This window comes from Mycobacterium sp. UM_Kg27 (assembly GCF_000972905.1).
Classification (GTDB): Bacteria; Actinomycetota; Actinomycetes; order Mycobacteriales; family Mycobacteriaceae; genus Mycobacterium.
Window position 1 is genome coordinate 1 of record NZ_JRMM01000022.1, and the last position, 15,587, is coordinate 15,587.

14 protein-coding genes and 1 pseudogene are annotated in these 15,587 nt (G+C 66.0%); 6 read left to right on the forward strand and 9 right to left on the reverse strand.

All coding sequences use genetic code 11. The features are described from left to right. A pseudogene (locus LI94_RS05825) lies at positions 1-402 on the reverse strand (hypothetical protein); the annotation flags it as partial. Positions 403-1,305: 903 nt separating this feature from the next. Between LI94_RS05825 and LI94_RS05830 the strand changes: the two are divergent. Further along, a complete protein-coding gene (locus tag LI94_RS05830; protein WP_192830916.1) occupies positions 1,306-4,455 on the forward strand; it encodes a LuxR C-terminal-related transcriptional regulator in 3,150 nt (1,049 codons plus the stop codon). A 22-nt stretch (positions 4,456-4,477) separates the two neighbouring features. On the opposite strand, the gene LI94_RS05835 is transcribed toward LI94_RS05830, so the two are convergent. From LI94_RS05835 to LI94_RS05845, 3 genes are all read right to left on the reverse strand, one after another. Beyond that, positions 4,478-5,428: a fatty acid desaturase gene (locus LI94_RS05835; protein ID WP_192830917.1), complete on the reverse strand. Its 951-nt coding sequence runs from the start codon at positions 5,426-5,428 to the stop codon at positions 4,478-4,480. Positions 5,429-5,624: 196 nt separating this feature from the next. Further along, positions 5,625-6,530, reverse strand: coding sequence for an SDR family oxidoreductase (locus LI94_RS05840; RefSeq protein ID WP_046300591.1), 906 nt, complete (start codon positions 6,528-6,530; stop codon positions 5,625-5,627). Positions 6,531-6,558: 28 nt separating this feature from the next. Then, positions 6,559-7,323: an SDR family oxidoreductase gene (locus tag LI94_RS05845; RefSeq protein WP_046300592.1), complete on the reverse strand. Its 765-nt coding sequence runs from the start codon at positions 7,321-7,323 to the stop codon at positions 6,559-6,561. Positions 7,324-7,401: 78 nt separating this feature from the next. On the opposite strand from LI94_RS05845, the gene echA20 reads away from it, so the two are divergent. Genes echA20 through ipdC form a run of 4 tightly spaced genes read left to right on the forward strand, consistent with a single transcriptional unit; the run spans position 7,402 to position 10,854 of the window. Continuing rightward, on the forward strand, positions 7,402-8,157 hold the full coding sequence (gene echA20, locus LI94_RS05850; protein ID WP_024442423.1) for a (7aS)-7a-methyl-1,5-dioxo-2,3,5,6,7,7a-hexahydro-1H-indene-carboxyl-CoA hydrolase: 756 nt from the start codon (positions 7,402-7,404) through the stop codon (positions 8,155-8,157). Continuing rightward, the gene (gene ipdA / locus LI94_RS05855) at positions 8,157-9,038 is read left to right on the forward strand and encodes a cholesterol ring-cleaving hydrolase subunit IpdA (protein ID WP_024442422.1); all 882 of its coding nucleotides are present in this window, start codon (positions 8,157-8,159) and stop codon (positions 9,036-9,038) included. Before echA20 ends, ipdA begins: the two co-directional genes overlap by 1 nt. Next, positions 9,035-9,787, forward strand: coding sequence for a cholesterol ring-cleaving hydrolase subunit IpdB (gene ipdB, locus LI94_RS05860; RefSeq protein WP_046300593.1), 753 nt, complete (start codon positions 9,035-9,037; stop codon positions 9,785-9,787). The genes ipdA and ipdB overlap by 4 nt, the downstream gene beginning before the upstream one ends. Continuing rightward, on the forward strand, positions 9,784-10,854 hold the full coding sequence (ipdC, locus tag LI94_RS05865) for a (3aS,4S,5R,7aS)-5-hydroxy-7a-methyl-1-oxo-octahydro-1H-indene-4-carboxyl-CoA dehydrogenase (RefSeq protein ID WP_024442420.1): 1,071 nt from the start codon (positions 9,784-9,786) through the stop codon (positions 10,852-10,854). The genes ipdB and ipdC overlap by 4 nt, the downstream gene beginning before the upstream one ends. A 15-nt stretch (positions 10,855-10,869) precedes the next feature. Here the strand turns inward: ipdC and LI94_RS05870 are convergent, their stop codons facing one another. The 3 genes from LI94_RS05870 to LI94_RS05880 form a co-directional block, all read right to left on the reverse strand. Continuing rightward, a complete protein-coding gene (locus tag LI94_RS05870) occupies positions 10,870-11,787 on the reverse strand; it encodes a hypothetical protein (protein WP_046300603.1) in 918 nt (305 codons plus the stop codon). A gap of 122 nt (positions 11,788-11,909) precedes the next feature. Further along, positions 11,910-12,299 (reverse strand): VOC family protein, encoded by a 390-nt coding sequence (locus tag LI94_RS05875; protein ID WP_024442418.1) that lies wholly within the window; start codon positions 12,297-12,299, stop codon positions 11,910-11,912. Between the two features lie 24 nt (positions 12,300-12,323). Continuing rightward, entirely contained in the window at positions 12,324-13,010 is a 687-nt protein-coding gene (locus LI94_RS05880; protein ID WP_046300604.1) for a DUF899 family protein, read from the reverse strand. Positions 13,011-13,095: 85 nt separating this feature from the next. Between LI94_RS05880 and LI94_RS05885 the strand changes: the two genes are divergently transcribed. Further along, positions 13,096-13,698, forward strand: a complete 603-nt coding sequence (locus LI94_RS05885) for a WHG domain-containing protein (RefSeq protein WP_024442416.1) — start codon at positions 13,096-13,098, stop codon at positions 13,696-13,698. Between the two features lie 18 nt (positions 13,699-13,716). Here the strand turns inward: LI94_RS05885 and LI94_RS05890 are convergent, their stop codons facing one another. Together LI94_RS05890 and fadA6 are read right to left on the reverse strand one after the other, a co-directional pair. Beyond that, positions 13,717-14,391: a TetR/AcrR family transcriptional regulator gene (locus LI94_RS05890; protein ID WP_024442415.1), complete on the reverse strand. Its 675-nt coding sequence runs from the start codon at positions 14,389-14,391 to the stop codon at positions 13,717-13,719. 11 nt (positions 14,392-14,402) lie between these two features. After that, positions 14,403-15,587 carry a steroid 3-ketoacyl-CoA thiolase FadA6 gene (fadA6, locus tag LI94_RS05895; protein ID WP_046300594.1) on the reverse strand — a complete coding sequence of 395 codons (1,185 nt, stop codon included), beginning with the start codon at positions 15,585-15,587 and terminating at the stop codon, positions 14,403-14,405.

Genomic DNA, 15,587 nt, shown 5'->3' on the forward strand with positions numbered 1-15,587 from the left:
CGAACCGAACAGCGACTCGTTAGACCCGGTGAACCCATCGACCCCATTGCCGATCAACTCCCGCCCGAACAAGTCCACCCACGGCTGATTGATCAGATCCAAAAACTGCTCATTACCAGCAATAAAGTCCTGCGTCAGGGTGTACAGCGGCAGGTACAACTGCTCGTGGTAGAAGGTCGCCACCGCCAGATCGAACTGCTCAAACACGTCATAAATGAACCCCGCATCGGCCGCACCCGGATCGGCCAACCACCCCGACCACACCCCCGCAGCGGCACCCGAATCCGACAGTCCCGACCAGAACACCGGGTCGAACAGGTCCTCGAAATCCGCAGACGCCGACGGCGCCGGACCAACCCCAAACGCCAAAAACGCCGCCACCACACTCGACGCACCCACCACACGCCGACCCCCACGCCCACCAGACGAACGAACCAATTTGCTAGACATCCGACGGCTCATGACGACCCTTCTCATATTTTTTGCTAAGCATTCACGCAGGTTCGAATTATGGGCTATTGTTCAATTGTCGCCAACTCGAGCTGACGCATTTGTGGCTGAAAGCACAGTAGCGAGTCGATGTGACTCACATCGGTATTTGAAAACACCTGGTCAGCGCGTTGCCTGAATACCGATACACATCAGGCGTGACCTTAGTCACACACCTCAACAATAAGAAATTTGTCGAAAATTGTAGCTAACGTCAGTAATGGGCACGATAAATCGCGCGTTCCACGTGAAGCCCTCAGAGTTACCCTGAAGATCCACGGATGCAACGCGCAATTCTTTAATTGCAGTTTGCTGGCACGGCAAACTAGACAGTAAGGGAAATGCCGCATACGGCAACGGCTCGTCCAACCGTCACGACCGTGACCGTTGGGAACCGCAACCTGGTCGTCCCTGGCTGGCGCTGCCCTGGAACGAGATATCGCGACCAGAAGGGGTTCGACGATATAGGCCCGTTGCTGAGCGACGGACTGGGCATACGCAGCTCTGCCAGCTTGACTGTGCCTCAGCGCACAGGCCCAGATCATCGGCAAAACTGCCGGAATCGCGCTGGTATCGTGTCGCCGAGGTGCGGTAAAAGTACGTAGACGCGGAAATAAAGTTACGACGGCAAGGATTCTGGGGCGATCCATCCGGGGGAATGGACGCCTGCCCGCCTTGGTGAGCAGCCTTGCCGCTGAGAGACGGTAGATGATGTCGAACCCGAACGCGGCGGTTTCGCCGCCTTCCCCCGCGCGGACGGTCCTTGTGGTCAGTCCGGGAGACGCCCGCCCGCAGTGGCAGCCCCCCACGGAGTCGTTGACCACCGGTCTCTCCTGGCTCGAAGCCACGCTCTCTGACATCGTTGCCGCCCACCGTGGTGAACGCCTGCTGGAACGGGACCACAACGACAAGTTCGCCGTCGGGTTCGCCGACGCCACTGATGCGGCGGCGTGTGCCATAGCCTTGCAGCACGCCCCCTCGGCACCGATCCGGCCGCGGATCGCGTTGCACGCCGACAAGATCTCGGCGGCCGAGCCCTGGACGCACCCGAAATCGCTGGTGAATCGCGCCGCACGGCTCTGCGATCTGGCCCATAGCGGTCAGATGTTGCTGTCGGAGACCGCCGAGCCGTTGCTGGCTGACCGACTCCCACCAGAGGCTTGGCTGGTCGATCTGGGCGCATTTCGGCTGCGGGGCATACCGTATCCGGAGCGAGTAGCCCAGCTCTGCCACCGCGGGCTTGCTACCGAGTTTCCGCCGCTTCGCACCGGAAGTGCGTTACACGAGAACTACTTTCCGACGCCGCTGACGAGTTTCGTCGGACGCGATGCGGAGATGCTCGAGCTTCGTAGGCTGGTTGATAGCAACCGTCTTGTGACGCTGACCGGCTCCGGCGGAGTCGGCAAGACACGGCTCGCGCTGCAACTGGCCGAGGAGTTTGTCGACCGGTTCCGCGATGGGGCATGGTGCGTGGACCTGGCGCCGATCACCGATCCGGATCTGCTGCCGGAACGCGTGACCCACAGGTTGGGCCTGCCTGATCGACCGGACCACTCGCCGGTCGACACCCTGGTGCGCTACCTCGCAGACCGGCAATTGCTGTTGGTGCTCGACAATTGTGAGCATCTGCTGGCCGCCTGCGCGCAACTGACCGCCACGCTGTTGGCCGCCGGCACAGAGCTGACCATCGTGGCGACGAGTCGCGCACCCATCGGGGTAGCCGGCGAAGTGACCTGGAAAACCCCATCGCTCTCGCTCGTCGACGAGGCTGTCGAGTTGTTCCGGCAGCGCGCTCGGCAGGTCCGGCCGAGTTTCACCGGCACCGATGGCGACACCGCTTTGGTGACCGAAATCTGTCGTCGCCTGGACGGGGTTCCGTTGGCCATCGAGCTCGCCGCAACACGGGTTCGGGCGTTGTCACTGGCCGAGATCGCCGACGGGCTCGACGAGCGCTTCCATCTGTTGACCGGTGGTGCGCGCACGGTGGTTCCGCGCCAGCAGACCCTGCGAGCTTCAGAAGACTGGTCGCATGACTTGTTGAGCGAGCCCGAGCGCGTGGTGTTTCGCCGTTTGGCGCCATTTAGGGGCGGTTTCGACCTCGACGCCGCCCACGCCGTCGCCGGCGGCACGGACCTGCCGCGCGGGCTGATCATCGACAAACTCACCCAGCTGGTCGACAAATCGCTGGTGATAGCTGACAGTACCGGCGATTCGACGCGCTTCCGGATGTTGCAGACCGTGCAGCAGTACGCCCTGGAGAAGCTCGAGAAGGCCGGAGAATCCGAAGCTATCCGGGCGCGCCACCGTGATCACTACACCACCCTGTTCGGCTCCGAGGTGACCGCCGGATATGGCTGGCACATCGCTCAGGCGGAACTCGAGATCGACAACCTCCGGGCCGCCTTCACCTGGAGCCGCGACCACGGCGACCTGGAGCTTGCCGCGCGTCTCGCGTCATCGCTGCTCCCGCTGTGGATCCATAGTCGGACCTTGGAAGGCCTGGCATGGTTCAACGCGATGCTCGCCGTCGGGGCCACCATGTCGCCTGGCGCGCGTGCCCGGACACTCGCCGACAAAGCGATCTTCGACGCATTGATCGGAAACTACGGGCAGGCTCAGCAAGCAGAGGAAGCGGTCTCCATCGCCCGGGATCTCGACGAGCCGGGACTGCTCGCCTGGGCGCTGGCCGCCTGCGGCTTCACCTGTAGCTACAGCCCCGAACTCGCCCTGCCTTACTTCGAGCAGGCCATTGCGCTGTCTCCTGACATGAACGACGACTGGCGGTTGAGCCAGATCTACGGCGTGCAGGCGTATTCGGCGTTCGTGGCCGGCGACCTCGAGACGATGCGGCGTGCGGCGGAGAACGGCGCAGCACTCGGTGACGCGGTCGGTGACTGGTCGGTGGCGCGACTGTGCCGCCTTTGCCTAGGACTGGCCCACCTGCACCGCGCGGAGCTCACGATGGCAATCGAGCAGGCCCGGCAGGTGGCGACGGAGGCCGAGGCGGCACACGACCCACTGTTCGGCGCCCAGAGCCTGACGCTTCTAGCTGAAGCCCTTGCGTGCCAAGGTGATACCCGGCGGGCGCGTGCGGCGGCCGATGCATGCGTCGAGGCCGCCGCCGAGCTCATCGACTTCCACCGCGCGTTCGGGTTCGGCGCGGTGACAGACACCCGGTTGGCCGCCGGCGACGTACCCGGGGCTGTCAGCGCAGCTGACGCGGCTTGCGAAGCATGTGCGCTGCCCCAACTATTGGCAATCAACGGCAATCCGCTCGCTCGCGCGGCGCTGGCATCCGGTGACCTGGCCGCCGCGCGTCGTTGGGCTGACGAGGCGCTGTCGGTGGGCTCGGGGATCCACCGGATATTGCTGCTGGAGATACGTGGCCAGGTGGCCATGGCCGAGGGCGAGTTCGAGCAGGCCGAACGAGACGCGAGGGACGCGCTGGCCATCGCGGCGGACACTGAGGCGCTCCTGGGCACCCCCGACCTGATCGAACTGCTGGCCGCGGTGGCCACGGCCGCAGGCCGACTCCACGATGCAGCACGGCTGATCGGCTCAGCTGCGGGCATCCGTGAGCGCACCGGCGCGGTCCGCACCAAGGTCTACGACGCCGGCTATCAGGCCACCGTCAACTCGCTACGAGAGGCCATGCCGCAGAACGATTTTGAGCGTTGTTGGGATCAGGGTAATGCACTGTCGACGGCTGATGCCATCGCTTACGCATGCCGTGGCGACGCAAAGGGCAGAAGCGCCTCCAAACGCCCGTCCAGCGGTTGGGGTTCGCTGACGCCGGCCGAGCGCAATATTGTCCGGCTCATCAGTGCCGGCCTTCGTGACAAGGAGATCGCCGCAGAACTGAGCGTCTCGCCCCGTACGGTGCACTCGCACCTGAACCGGATCTACACCAAGCTCGATATCTCGTCCCGCTTGCAACTCGCTCACGAAGCGGCGCAAAACACCTGACAGCGGCGTAGCCGTGCCGGCGTCAGGCGATGCGGGACTCGAGCTCGACCTGCGCCCAGCGCTTGAAATGCCGGTGTTCCTCGGCGTTGAGTTCCCGGCCGAACACGGTGGTGACGGCAGCGTGGTGCTCCAGGTAGAGGTCCTCGTTGCGTCGCCACGCCGGCAGGTAGCGGTAGAACGGCAGCCAGGGATGGAGATGGTGGATCAGGTGGTAATTCTGAGACAGCATCAACGGCGCGAGCAGCCATTCCATCCCGACCCGAAGACGACTGGCGCGATAACGATCCTCACGCTGCGTGATGTCGATCCCGTGGTGCGGCAACCAGTCGAAGGCCCATCCGATGATGAAAAGACCGAGGCGCTGCGGAATCAACACCACCTCAGCAAGCAGCCAGAAGTGGTCGGTGAGAATCGCCGCGACGGTCATGGCGATGGTCAACGAGAACAGCACCGACGTTTCGGCGAGCTCGGCAATCGGACGCCGCCAGGAATGGCGGACCCTCGGCCACAGCTTGCGGACGTACCAGGCCGCATTGAACAGGTCCATCAGCGCCCAGCGGAACGGCAGCTGCCAGGTGGGCGCATGGGTGGCGAACATATCGGGATCGCGCTCGGGATCATTGGTGTGACGGTGGTGCTCACCGTGGACGTAGCCGAACGCCGGCAACGAGAACGGCAGCACCACCAACAGCCAAGCCACCCGGCCGACCACCGCGTTCACCCAGCGCACCGAGCAGAACGAGCGGTGCAGGGCTTCGTGCGCCACCGAGAACAGCACGTAGGTGACCAACGTGCTCAGCGGTATGACGACCCAAGCCGAAAGCAATCCGCGGGCGGCGCCGATGGCTACCAATACGAATACGGTGATGCCGACCACCCCGAGTACGAAGGTGGGCCACGAGAAGCTCGGTACGCCTTCACCGGGGTGCGGATGCCGTCGACGCCGGACTGCTGTGGGTGGTTGGTCGTCCACCTCGAGCACCGACACAAGACCTCCAGCAGCTGGACATGAACACGAGCGCGTCACCTAAGAGCAGGTGAAAGATTACGTCGCTGCCCGATGAGGGAAGGGCCGCAACGCGTACTTGTCCGGCTAAGTAAGTATCACAATATTGACGCTCGCGTATAACGCTGCTGGTCCGCGCATCGGGACTTTCATCCGTTGCGGTCTAGGCCCCGTAGACCGGCACGGGTGTCCGCGCCTTGGCCAGCAGGTCGGTGACGACCGGCCCCAGCTCGGCGGGATCCCATTTGGCGCCCTTGTCGAGTTCCGGCCCGTGCGCCCAGCCCTCGGCGACGCGGATCTTGCCACCTTCGACCTCGAAGACCTTGCCGGTCACGTCGCGCGACTCGACGCTGCCCAGCCAGACCACCAGCGGGCTGACATTCTCCGGGGCCATGGTGTCGAACGCCGCGTCCTGGGTGGCCATCATGTCGGCGAAGACGGTCTCGGTCATGCGGGTACGGGCCGACGGCGCGATGGCGTTGGCGGTGACTCCGTAGCGGCCCATCTCAGCGGCGGCTACCAGGGTCAGCGCGGCGATGCCTGCCTTGGACGCGCTGTAGGTGGCCTGACCGACGCTGCCCTGCAGGCCGGCGCCGGAGCTGGTGTTGATGATCCGGGCGTCGACAGTCTCGCCGGCCTTGGACTTGGCCCGCCAATACGCGGCAGCGTGCTTCATGGTGGCGAAGTGACCCTTGAGGTGCACCGCGGTGACGGCGTCGAACTCCTCTTCGGTGGCGTTGGCGAACATCCGGTCGCGGACGATGCCGGCGTTGTTCACCAGCACGTCGAGCGTGCCGTAGGTGTCGACTGCCTGCTTGATCAGAGCCTCGGCCTGACCCCAGTCGGCGACGTTCGAGCCGTTGGACACGGCTTCGCCGCCGGCTGCGACGATCTCGTCGACCACGCTCTGGGCAGCACTGCCGCCGCCGGCCGGCGAGCCGTCCAGCCCGACACCGATGTCGTTGACCACGACCCGGGCGCCCTCGGCGGCAAAGGCCAGCGCGTGCGCCCGCCCGATTCCGCCGCCCGCTCCGGTGACGATGACCACGCGGCCGTCGAGAAGTCCCATCAGTGCTGTCTCCTTTTTCGGGGTCGACCTATTTATTGGCGCTAGATGCGTCGAGGTAGGCGGGGTTCTCTCCGCCACCGTGCACGGTCAGGCTGGCACCAGTGACATAGGACGCCAGATCGGAACTCAAAAATGCGGCTGTCCAACCGATTTCGGATGGCTTGGCCAGCCGGCCCAACGGCACGGTGGCACCGACGGCGGCCACCGATTCGGCGTCGCCGTAGAACAGCTCGGACTGCTCGGTCTCGACCATGCCGACCACGATCGAGTTGATCCGCACCTTCGGCGCCCACTCGACGGCCAACGAGGTGGTCAGGCTGTCCACCCCGGCCTTGGCCGCGCCGTAGGCCGCGGTTCCCGGTGACGGCCGGCAGCCGCTGACACTGGTGATGTTGACGATCGAGCCCCCGTCGTCCTGGGTCTGCATGACCGCGTTGGCGTGCGTGGACACGAGCAGGGCGCTGATCAGGTTCAGCTCGATGATCTTGCGACTGAAGTTGGCCGACGCATCGGCGGCCAGCGCGAACGGAGACCCGCCGGCATTGTTGACCACGATGTCGATCCGGCCGTGGGCGGCCACGATCGCTTCGATCAGACCCTTGACCGCGTCGTCGTCGCGAACGTCGCAGGAATGGAATTCATACGGCAGGCCCTCCACCGGACGCCGGGCGCAGGTCACCACCGTCGCACCCTGATCGGCGAAGACGGCACTGATGCCCGCGCCGACGCCGCGCACCCCGCCGGTCACCAGGACCACCTTGCCGGTCAATCCGAGGTTGATCGCATCACCCACTGTGCTAGCGTACCAAGCAAGTGCTTGCTTAGGTAGCTTAGGTACTCCAAGGCCCCAATACGACAGGGAAGTCCGCCCATGCCGATCACATCCACAACCGTCGAACCGGGGATCGTCGCGGTCACCGTCGACTACCCACCGGTCAACGCGCTGCCGTCGCGGGCCTGGTTCGAGCTCGGCGAGGTCATCACGGCCGCCGGCAAGGACATGTCCACCCACGTGGTGATCCTTCGCGCGGAGGGCCGCGGATTCAACGCCGGGGTGGACATCAAGGAAATGCAGAACACCGAGGGCTTCACCGCCCTGATCGACGCCAACCGTGGTTGCTTCGCGGCATTCAAGGCCGTCTATGAGTGCGCGGTGCCGGTGGTCGCCGCGGTCAACGGCTTCTGCGTGGGCGGCGGGATCGGCCTGGTCGGCAACGCCGACGTGATCGTGGCCTCTGACGACGCCAAGTTCGGTCTGCCCGAGGTGGAGCGCGGCGCCCTCGGTGCGGCCACCCACCTGTCCCGGCTGGTGCCGCAGCACATGATGCGCCGGTTGTTCTACACCGCGGCCACCGTCAACGCCGCCACCCTGCACCAGTACGGATCGGTGCACGAGGTGGTGCCGCGCGACGAGCTCGACGAGGCCGCGCTGCGGGTGGCCCGCGATATCGCCGCCAAGGACACTCGGGTGATCCGGGCGGCCAAGGAAGCGCTGAACCTCATCGACGTGCAGAAGGTCAACTCCAGCTACCGCATGGAGCAGGGCTTCACCTTTGAGCTCAACCTCTCCGGTGTCGCCGACGAACACCGCGACGAGTTCGCCGGTACCGAGAAGGGCAAGAAGTAATGGCTTCGAAGATCACCACTCTCGACGACGCCGTCTCCGAGCTGCGCGACGGCATGACCGTCGGTATCGGCGGCTGGGGCTCGCGGCGTAAGCCGATGGCGTTCGTGCGCGCCATCCTGCGCACCGACGTCAAGGACCTCACCGTAGTGACCTACGGCGGACCGGACCTGGGTCTGCTGTGTTCGGCGGGGAAAGTGCGCCGGGCCTACTACGGGTTCGTCTCCCTGGACTCGCCGCCGTTCTACGACCCGTGGTTCTCCAAGGCCCGCACCACCGGGGCCATCGAGGCCCGCGAGATGGACGAGGGCATGCTGCGCTGCGGACTGCAGGCCGCCGCCCAGCGGCTGCCGTTCCTGCCGATCCGCGCCGGGCTGGGCAGCTCGGTGATCGACTTCTGGGAGGGCGAGCTCAAGACCGTCACCTCGCCGTACCCGACGGACGGCGCCCACGAGACCCTGGTCGCGATGCCGGCCCTGAACCTGGACGCCGCGTTCGTGCACCTGAACCTCGGCGACGCCCGCGGCAACGCCGCCTACACCGGCATCGATCCGTACTTCGACGACCTGTTCCTGATGTCGGCGCAGCGCCGTTTCCTGTCGGTGGAGAAGATCGTGCCCACCGAAGAGCTGATCGCCAGCACCTCGCCGCAGACCCAGGTGATCAACCGGATGATGGTGGACAAGGTGGTGGAGGCCCCGGGTGGCGCCCACTTCACCATCGGGGCAGCCGATTACGGCCGCGACGAGAAGTTCCAGCGGCACTACGCCGAAGCCGCCAAGTCCGACGAGACCTGGGCGGAATTCAAGGCCACCTACCTGTCCGGTAGTGAAGACGACTACCAGGCGGCGGTTAAGGCATTCGGAGCGGAGGCACAAGCATGACCGACTCACCCACTCGCGCCGAGATCTGCGCCGTCGCCTGCGCCGAGCTGTTCCGCGACGCCGGCGAGATCATGGCCTCACCGATGGCCACGGTGCCCTCGGTCGGCGCCCGGCTGGCCCGCCTGACCTTCTCCCCGGACCTGGTGCTCACCGACGGAGAGGCCCGCATCCTGGCCGACACCCCGGCGATCGGCAAGGTCGGGCCGCTGGAAGGCTGGATGCCGTTCAACCGGGTCTTCGAAACCCTGTCGTGGGGCCGGCGCCATGTGATCATGGGCGCCAACCAGATCGACCGCTACGGCAACCAGAACCTCTCGGCATTCGGTCCGCTGCAGCAGCCCACCCGGCAGATGTTCGGGGTCCGCGGTGCGCCCGGAAACACCATCAACCACACCACCAGCTACTGGGTGGGCGCTCACTCGTCGCGGGTGTTCTGCCAGGCCGTCGACATCGTCTCCGGCATCGGCTACGACAAGGTGGATCCGGCCAACCCGGCGTTCCGCTTCTTCAACCTGGGCGGCGTGGTGACCAACCTCGGAGTGTTCGACTTCAATGGCCCCGACCACCAGATGCGCGCGGTCTCGCTGCACCCCGGCGTCACCGCCGACGAGGTCGCCGAGAACACCTCGTTCGAGGTGCACGGCCTGGCCGACGCGGCGACGACTCGGTTGCCCGAGGTCGAGGAGCTTCAATTGATCCGCGAGGTCATCGACCCGAAATCGCTGCGAGACAAAGAAGTGCGGGCATGAGCCGGTTGAAGACCCCGCTGACCGAACTGGTCGGCATCGAACACCCGGTGGTGCAGACCGGGATGGGCTGGGTGGCCGGCGCCCGCCTGGTCTCGGCCACCGCCAACGCCGGCGGCCTGGGCATCCTGGCCTCGGCGACCATGACGATCGACGAGTTGGCCGCCGCGATCTCCAAGGTGAAGTCGGCCACCGACAAGCCGTTCGGCGTCAACATCCGCGCCGACGCATCCGACGCCGGTGACCGGGTGGATCTGATGATCCGCGAGGGCGTCAAGGTGGCGTCGTTCGCGCTGGCCCCCAAAGCCGAGCTGATCGCCAAGCTCAAAGAGGCGGGCTCGGTGGTGATCCCGTCGGTCGGTGCGGCCAAGCACGCCAAGAAGGTGGCGTCCTGGGGCGCCGACGCGGTGATCGTGCAGGGCGGCGAGGGCGGCGGGCACACCGGTCCGGTCGCCACCACGCTGCTGCTGCCTTCGGTGCTTGACGCCGTCGCCGGTACCGGGGTTCAGGTGATCGCCGCCGGCGGGTTCTTCGACGGCCGCGGCCTGGCCGCCGCGCTGTCCTATGGTGCGACCGGTGTCGCGATGGGCACCCGATTCCTGCTGACCAGCGACTCCACTGTTCCGGACGCGGTCAAGCAGCGCTACTTGGCCGCTGACCTGAGCGGCACCGTGGTCTCCACCAGGGTCGACGGTATGCCACACCGGGTGCTGCGCACCGAACTGGTGGAGAAGCTCGAAAGCGGTTCGCGGGCACGCGGTTTCAGCGCCGCTATCCGCAACGCGGCGAAGTTCAAGAAGATGTCGCAGATGAGCTGGCCGACCATGGTGCGCGACGGACTGGCCATGCGGCATGGCAAGGAGCTCACCTGGTCGCAGGTGCTGATGGCCGCCAACACTCCGATGCTGCTCAAAGCCGGGCTCGTGGAAGGCAACACCGAAGCCGGTGTGCTGGCCTCGGGTCAGGTGGCGGGCATCCTGGACAGCCTGCCGTCCTGCGCGGAGCTGATCACCTCGATCGTCGACGAGGCGGTCGAGCAGCTGCGGGCGGCCAACTCCTTCATCGCCTGATCGCGAGCGCCAATCTCACGACGCGACATGCCGTGGCGGCGTCGCCAGATTGGCACCCGCGACCTGGCCGGGCCATCCGGCGGAATACATCGCCTCCTTCACCCGGGCAATCAACGTCCCGCGACGGTAACGCAGCAGCTCCGCGCTGACCCGGCTGATCACCCAGCCTTGGTCGGCGAGCGCTACCTGCCGGTCGATATCGCGCTGTCGCTGCCTGGGGTCCGTCCAGTGCTGTTGGCCGTCATATTCGATACCGACCTTGAACTGCGGGTATCCCATGTCCAGCCGCGCCACGAATCCGCCGTACTCGTCGCGCACCACGATCTGGGTCTCCGGGCGTGGCAACCCGGCGTCGATCAAGGCTAGGCGAGTCCCGGACTCCTGCGGAGATTCCGCACCACCGTCGACCAGTGGCAGCACACCCCGCAGCCGGGTCAGATCTCGTGCCCCGGGATGGGCAGCGATGACGGCCTCGACATCGGCGATCCCGACGCCGGTCGCGTTCGCCAACGAGTCGAGTCGCTGCAGGCTGACCAGCCGCGACCGGGTTCGCCGCCCGATGTCGAAAGCGGTGCGTGCCGGGACAGTGACCGCAATCCCGTCGACGGTCGTCACCTCGCCGGGCTTCAGAGTGTCACGGTGCACGACGAGCCTCGGCGGTGGCTGACGGCTGCCGTACACCAGCTCGGCGTCCAGCGCGCCACTCACCCACTTCGCGCCCAGCAGCGCCGCAGCCGAGGCACCCGCGACCACGCCGCGGCGGCGTGACCACAGCCACGCCGCCTCAGCCCGCTGCCGGGCGGTCAGCTCAATACCCCACGGCGCGTAAACCCCGGGGTAGACCGGTTGGTAAAGTGCCCGCATCGCCCGCTCGGGGATGGCCTTGGCAACCAGCGCCTCCTGCCCCAGGAATGGCCAGGCCAATTCGTCCACAGCCTGAAAGCCTGCCCGCTGGTGCCGATCCGCGCCGACACCCATCCACAAGCCCGCCGAGCGCCAATCTTACGACGCGACACGCTGGTGCTGCGCCGTGAGATTGGCGCTCGGCGCGGTGGTTAGACCTCGGCCACCATCAGGGTGTGGCCGGTCGGGTCGCGGAACCAGAACAGCGGCGGAACGGGGTCTCCCTGACGCATGATCTCTGCGTCGACATCGACTCCGAGTTCCCGCATCGCGGCCAGCGTGGCGTCGATGTCGTCGGTGGTCAGCGTGATGCCGGTGACGGCCGGCTCAACCGGACCGCTCTCCGGCGACGGCGGCGCCAGCGCAATGCCCGCCAGACCCTGCGGCGGGTAGACCTCGACCCACCGGTAGCCGTCGCCCATGTGGATGTCGGTGCGTTTCTCGAAGCCCAACGACTCGTAGAACGCGATGGCCTTGTCCTGGTCGACGGTGGGCACACAAACGAGGTTGATCGACTTCAAGCCGACCTTGGCGGTACTCATCTTGCTCCTTCTCGGTTCGGAACACTACGAACTGGCGCCATAGAGCTGCGCGAGTTCCGGCGAGCTGGCCCAGCGGCTGTAGGTGGGGCTCTGCGGCCAGCCGTCGGGTGAGTCCTGCCACTCTTCCTGGCGCCCGTAGGGCAGCACATCGAGCAACGAGAACACGTGGCCGATCTGTTCTGTTCCGCGCCGGTTGGTATGCCAGGTGCGATACACCGCATTACCTTGCCGCAGAAACACATTCACCGCGAACTGCCCACCCGGCGGTGCCCCGACGTCAGCCCCGAACGAACTGTTGGCGGTGCTGTACCAGGCCATCTGATTGCCGACGCGCCGCTTGTAGGCGATCGCCTCGTCGATGGGCCCCTGCGTGACAATCACGAACCGCGCATCGTAGGCGGCCAGAAATTCGAGGCGGGTGAACTGCGAGACGAAACCGGTACATCCCGCGCACTGCCACTGCTGGCCCGGGGACCACATGTGGTGATAGACGATCAGCTGACTGTTGCCTTCGAACACCTCGGCCAGGCAGACGGGCCCGCGTTCGCCCTCGAGCACGTAGTCGTCCATGGTGACCATCGGCAGACGGCGGCGCTGCGCGGCGATCGCGTCCAGCTCCCGGGTCGCCGCTTTCTCGCGGACACACAAGGCATCCAGTTCGCGCTGCCACGTCTGATGGTCCACCACCGGCGGCACCCCGACACCTGCCATCACGAGAACTCCCATTGCTATGTGTACAACGTCCACATTGACTATGTTCACACCGTACACTTTTTCCCGAGGGGGCTGTCAAGAGGTGACTGCGACAAAGACCGGCTATCACCATGGCGACCTGGGCGCGGCCCTGATAGACGCCGGTCTACAGCTGACCCGGCTCGGCGGTCCAGAGGCTCTCACGGTCCGGGAGGCGACCCGGCGCGTCGGGGTCTCCCCGAACGCCGCCTACCGCCACTTCGCCGACCGCGAGGCACTGTTGAAGGCCGTCGCAATCGCCATCGGCGAGCGGATGGCCGCTCGCATGTTGGTACCGGTGACCCGGCGCGGCACCGCAGCGAACCGGGCGCGCGATCAGCTCCGTGCGGTCGGACTGGGCTACATCGGTTTCGCGCTGGACGAGCCCGGGTGGTTCACCGTGGCCTTCTTCGGATCAGGGCTCACGTCAGTCGACGACGGAGCCCCGCCACCTTTTCGCGCGCTGGTCGACGCACTCGATGCGATGGCCGATGCCGGTGTGCTGCACGCGAACCGGCGTGCCGGAGCGGAGTGGCCGTGCTGGTCGGCCGTGCACGGATTCGCCGAGCTGGCCCTGCGCGGGCCGCTGCGCGGCGCGCCCCGCCCCGATCTGGATGCGCTGGCAGGGCGAACGGTCGACGACATCATCGCCGGTCTGACGGGGTGAATCGGCGACCGCGTGACTTCAGCTGGCCTGGGCCGGCAGATGGATCCCGTTGCTGACGGTGATCAGGAACGTGGTGAGGTCACGTGTGAGATCGTCGATCGATCGCGGCGGGTCGGTCTGGTGCAGAAAATCGGCGATGATCTCGAAAAGACCCCCGACGGTGGCCACCGCCATCGCCCGATAGTCGGGGGCCTCACCGTCCTGGGCCTTGCTGCGCCAGAACGACTCGATGAAGTTCGCGGCCCACCGACGGTTGGCCCGCCGTTGCGCCTCGACCCGTGGCGAGATTCCGGTGCTTTCCCGGAACGCGACGACAGCCACCCGAGGATCGACGACCAGCTCATGGGCGAACACCGTCAGCACGCGACGCACCGTCGCCTCTTCGGTCTCTTCAATGTCGTCGGGGGCGCCGTGAAGCAACTCCTCCTCGACTTTTGCCTCGATGCGCTCGCCGATCTCGTTCATCAGCGCCAGGTAACAGTCTTCCTTGCTGTCGAACAGTTCGTAGAACGCCTTGTTGCCGACGTAGGCCGTTTGGCAGATCTGCTCGATCGAGGTGTTGGCGTAACCGTCTCGGGCAAACAATTCGAATGCTGCGGTCAAAAGTTGCTCACGGCGCTGGGCTCGGCGCTGATCAGCGTCGAGCCCGCGAATCCGGCGTCCTCCTGGTGCCGTCGGAGGCGGTGTTTCCATAATTGAAGATTTTAGCCGCCCAGACGCTCGATGATCGTGACGTTAGCGGTGCCCCCGCCTTCGCACATCGTCTGCAAACCGTACCGGCCGCCGGTGCGCTCCAGTTCGTTGAGCATTGTGGTGAACAATTTGGCCCCGGTCGCCCCCAGCGGGTGACCCAGCGCGATCGCCCCGCCGTTGGGGTTGACCTTGGCCGGGTCGATCGGGAACTCCTTCATCCAGGCCTGTACCACCGGCGCAAACGCCTCGTTGATCTCAACGACGTCGATGTCGTCGATGCTCAGGCCGGTCTTTTCCAGCGCGTAGCGCGTCGCCGGAATCGGGCCGGTCAGCATGATCACCGGGTCGTCACCACGGGCGCTGATGTGGTGGATACGGGCGCGGGGGGTCAGGTTGTGGTCCTTGACCGCCTGCTCTGAGGCGAGCAGCACCGCAGCCGACCCGTCGCAGATCTGGCTGGAGAGCGCGGCGGTCAGCCGGCCGCCCTCGACCAACGTCTTGAGACCCGCCATCTTCTCCAGCGTGGACTCGCGCGGGCACTCGTCGATGTGGAACGAGCGGCCGTCCACCTCGACCGGGATGATCTCGTTGTCGAACCGGCCCTCGGCGATCGCGGTGAATGCCCGCTGGTGGCTCTGCAGCGCGAAGCGCTCCATGTCCTCGCGGGAGATGTCCCAGCGCTCGGCGATCATCTCCGCACCGCGGAACTGCGAGACCTCTTCGTCCCCGTAGCGCTCCAGCCACTTCTTCGACTCGTTGGTCGGGGAGGTGAAGCCGAATTGCTCGCCGACGACCATTGCCGACGAGATCGGGATCCAGCTCATGTTCTGCACGCCGCCGGCCACGATCAGGTCCGCGGTGCGCGACATGATCGCCTGCGCGCCGAAGGAGATGGCCTGCTGGGACGAACCGCACTGCCGGTCGACGGTCACCCCGGGTACCGCTTCGGGGAAGCCGGCCGCCAGCCACGCGAGCCTGCCGATGTTGCCGGCCTGGCCGCCGACGGCGTCCACGCAGCCGACGACCACATCGTCGACGGCGGCCGGGTCGACGCCGACACGGTCCAGCAGACCACTGAAAGCCAACGCGCCCAAGTCGATCGGGTGAATGCCGGCCAGCGAGCCGTTGCGCTTGCCGACGGCGGTGCGAACGGCGTCGATGACATACGCCTGGGAAACGTGCGCGACTTGTGACAT

Coding starts and splice junctions, on each gene's coding strand:
- LI94_RS05840 (WP_046300591.1), bottom strand. CDS start 6,530: ATGGGACTTCTCGACGGCCGCGTGGTCATCGTCACCGGAGCGGGCGGC.
- echA20 (WP_024442423.1), top strand. CDS start 7,402: ATGCCGATCACATCCACAACCGTCGAACCGGGGATCGTCGCGGTCACC.
- ipdA (WP_024442422.1), top strand. CDS start 8,157: ATGGCTTCGAAGATCACCACTCTCGACGACGCCGTCTCCGAGCTGCGC.
- ipdB (WP_046300593.1), top strand. CDS start 9,035: ATGACCGACTCACCCACTCGCGCCGAGATCTGCGCCGTCGCCTGCGCC.
- ipdC (WP_024442420.1), top strand. CDS start 9,784: ATGAGCCGGTTGAAGACCCCGCTGACCGAACTGGTCGGCATCGAACAC.
- LI94_RS05875 (WP_024442418.1), bottom strand. CDS start 12,299: ATGAGTACCGCCAAGGTCGGCTTGAAGTCGATCAACCTCGTTTGTGTG.
- LI94_RS05880 (WP_046300604.1), bottom strand. CDS start 13,010: ATGGCAGGTGTCGGGGTGCCGCCGGTGGTGGACCATCAGACGTGGCAG.
- LI94_RS05890 (WP_024442415.1), bottom strand. CDS start 14,391: ATGGAAACACCGCCTCCGACGGCACCAGGAGGACGCCGGATTCGCGGG.
- fadA6 (WP_046300594.1), bottom strand. CDS start 15,587: ATGTCACAAGTCGCGCACGTTTCCCAGGCGTATGTCATCGACGCCGTT.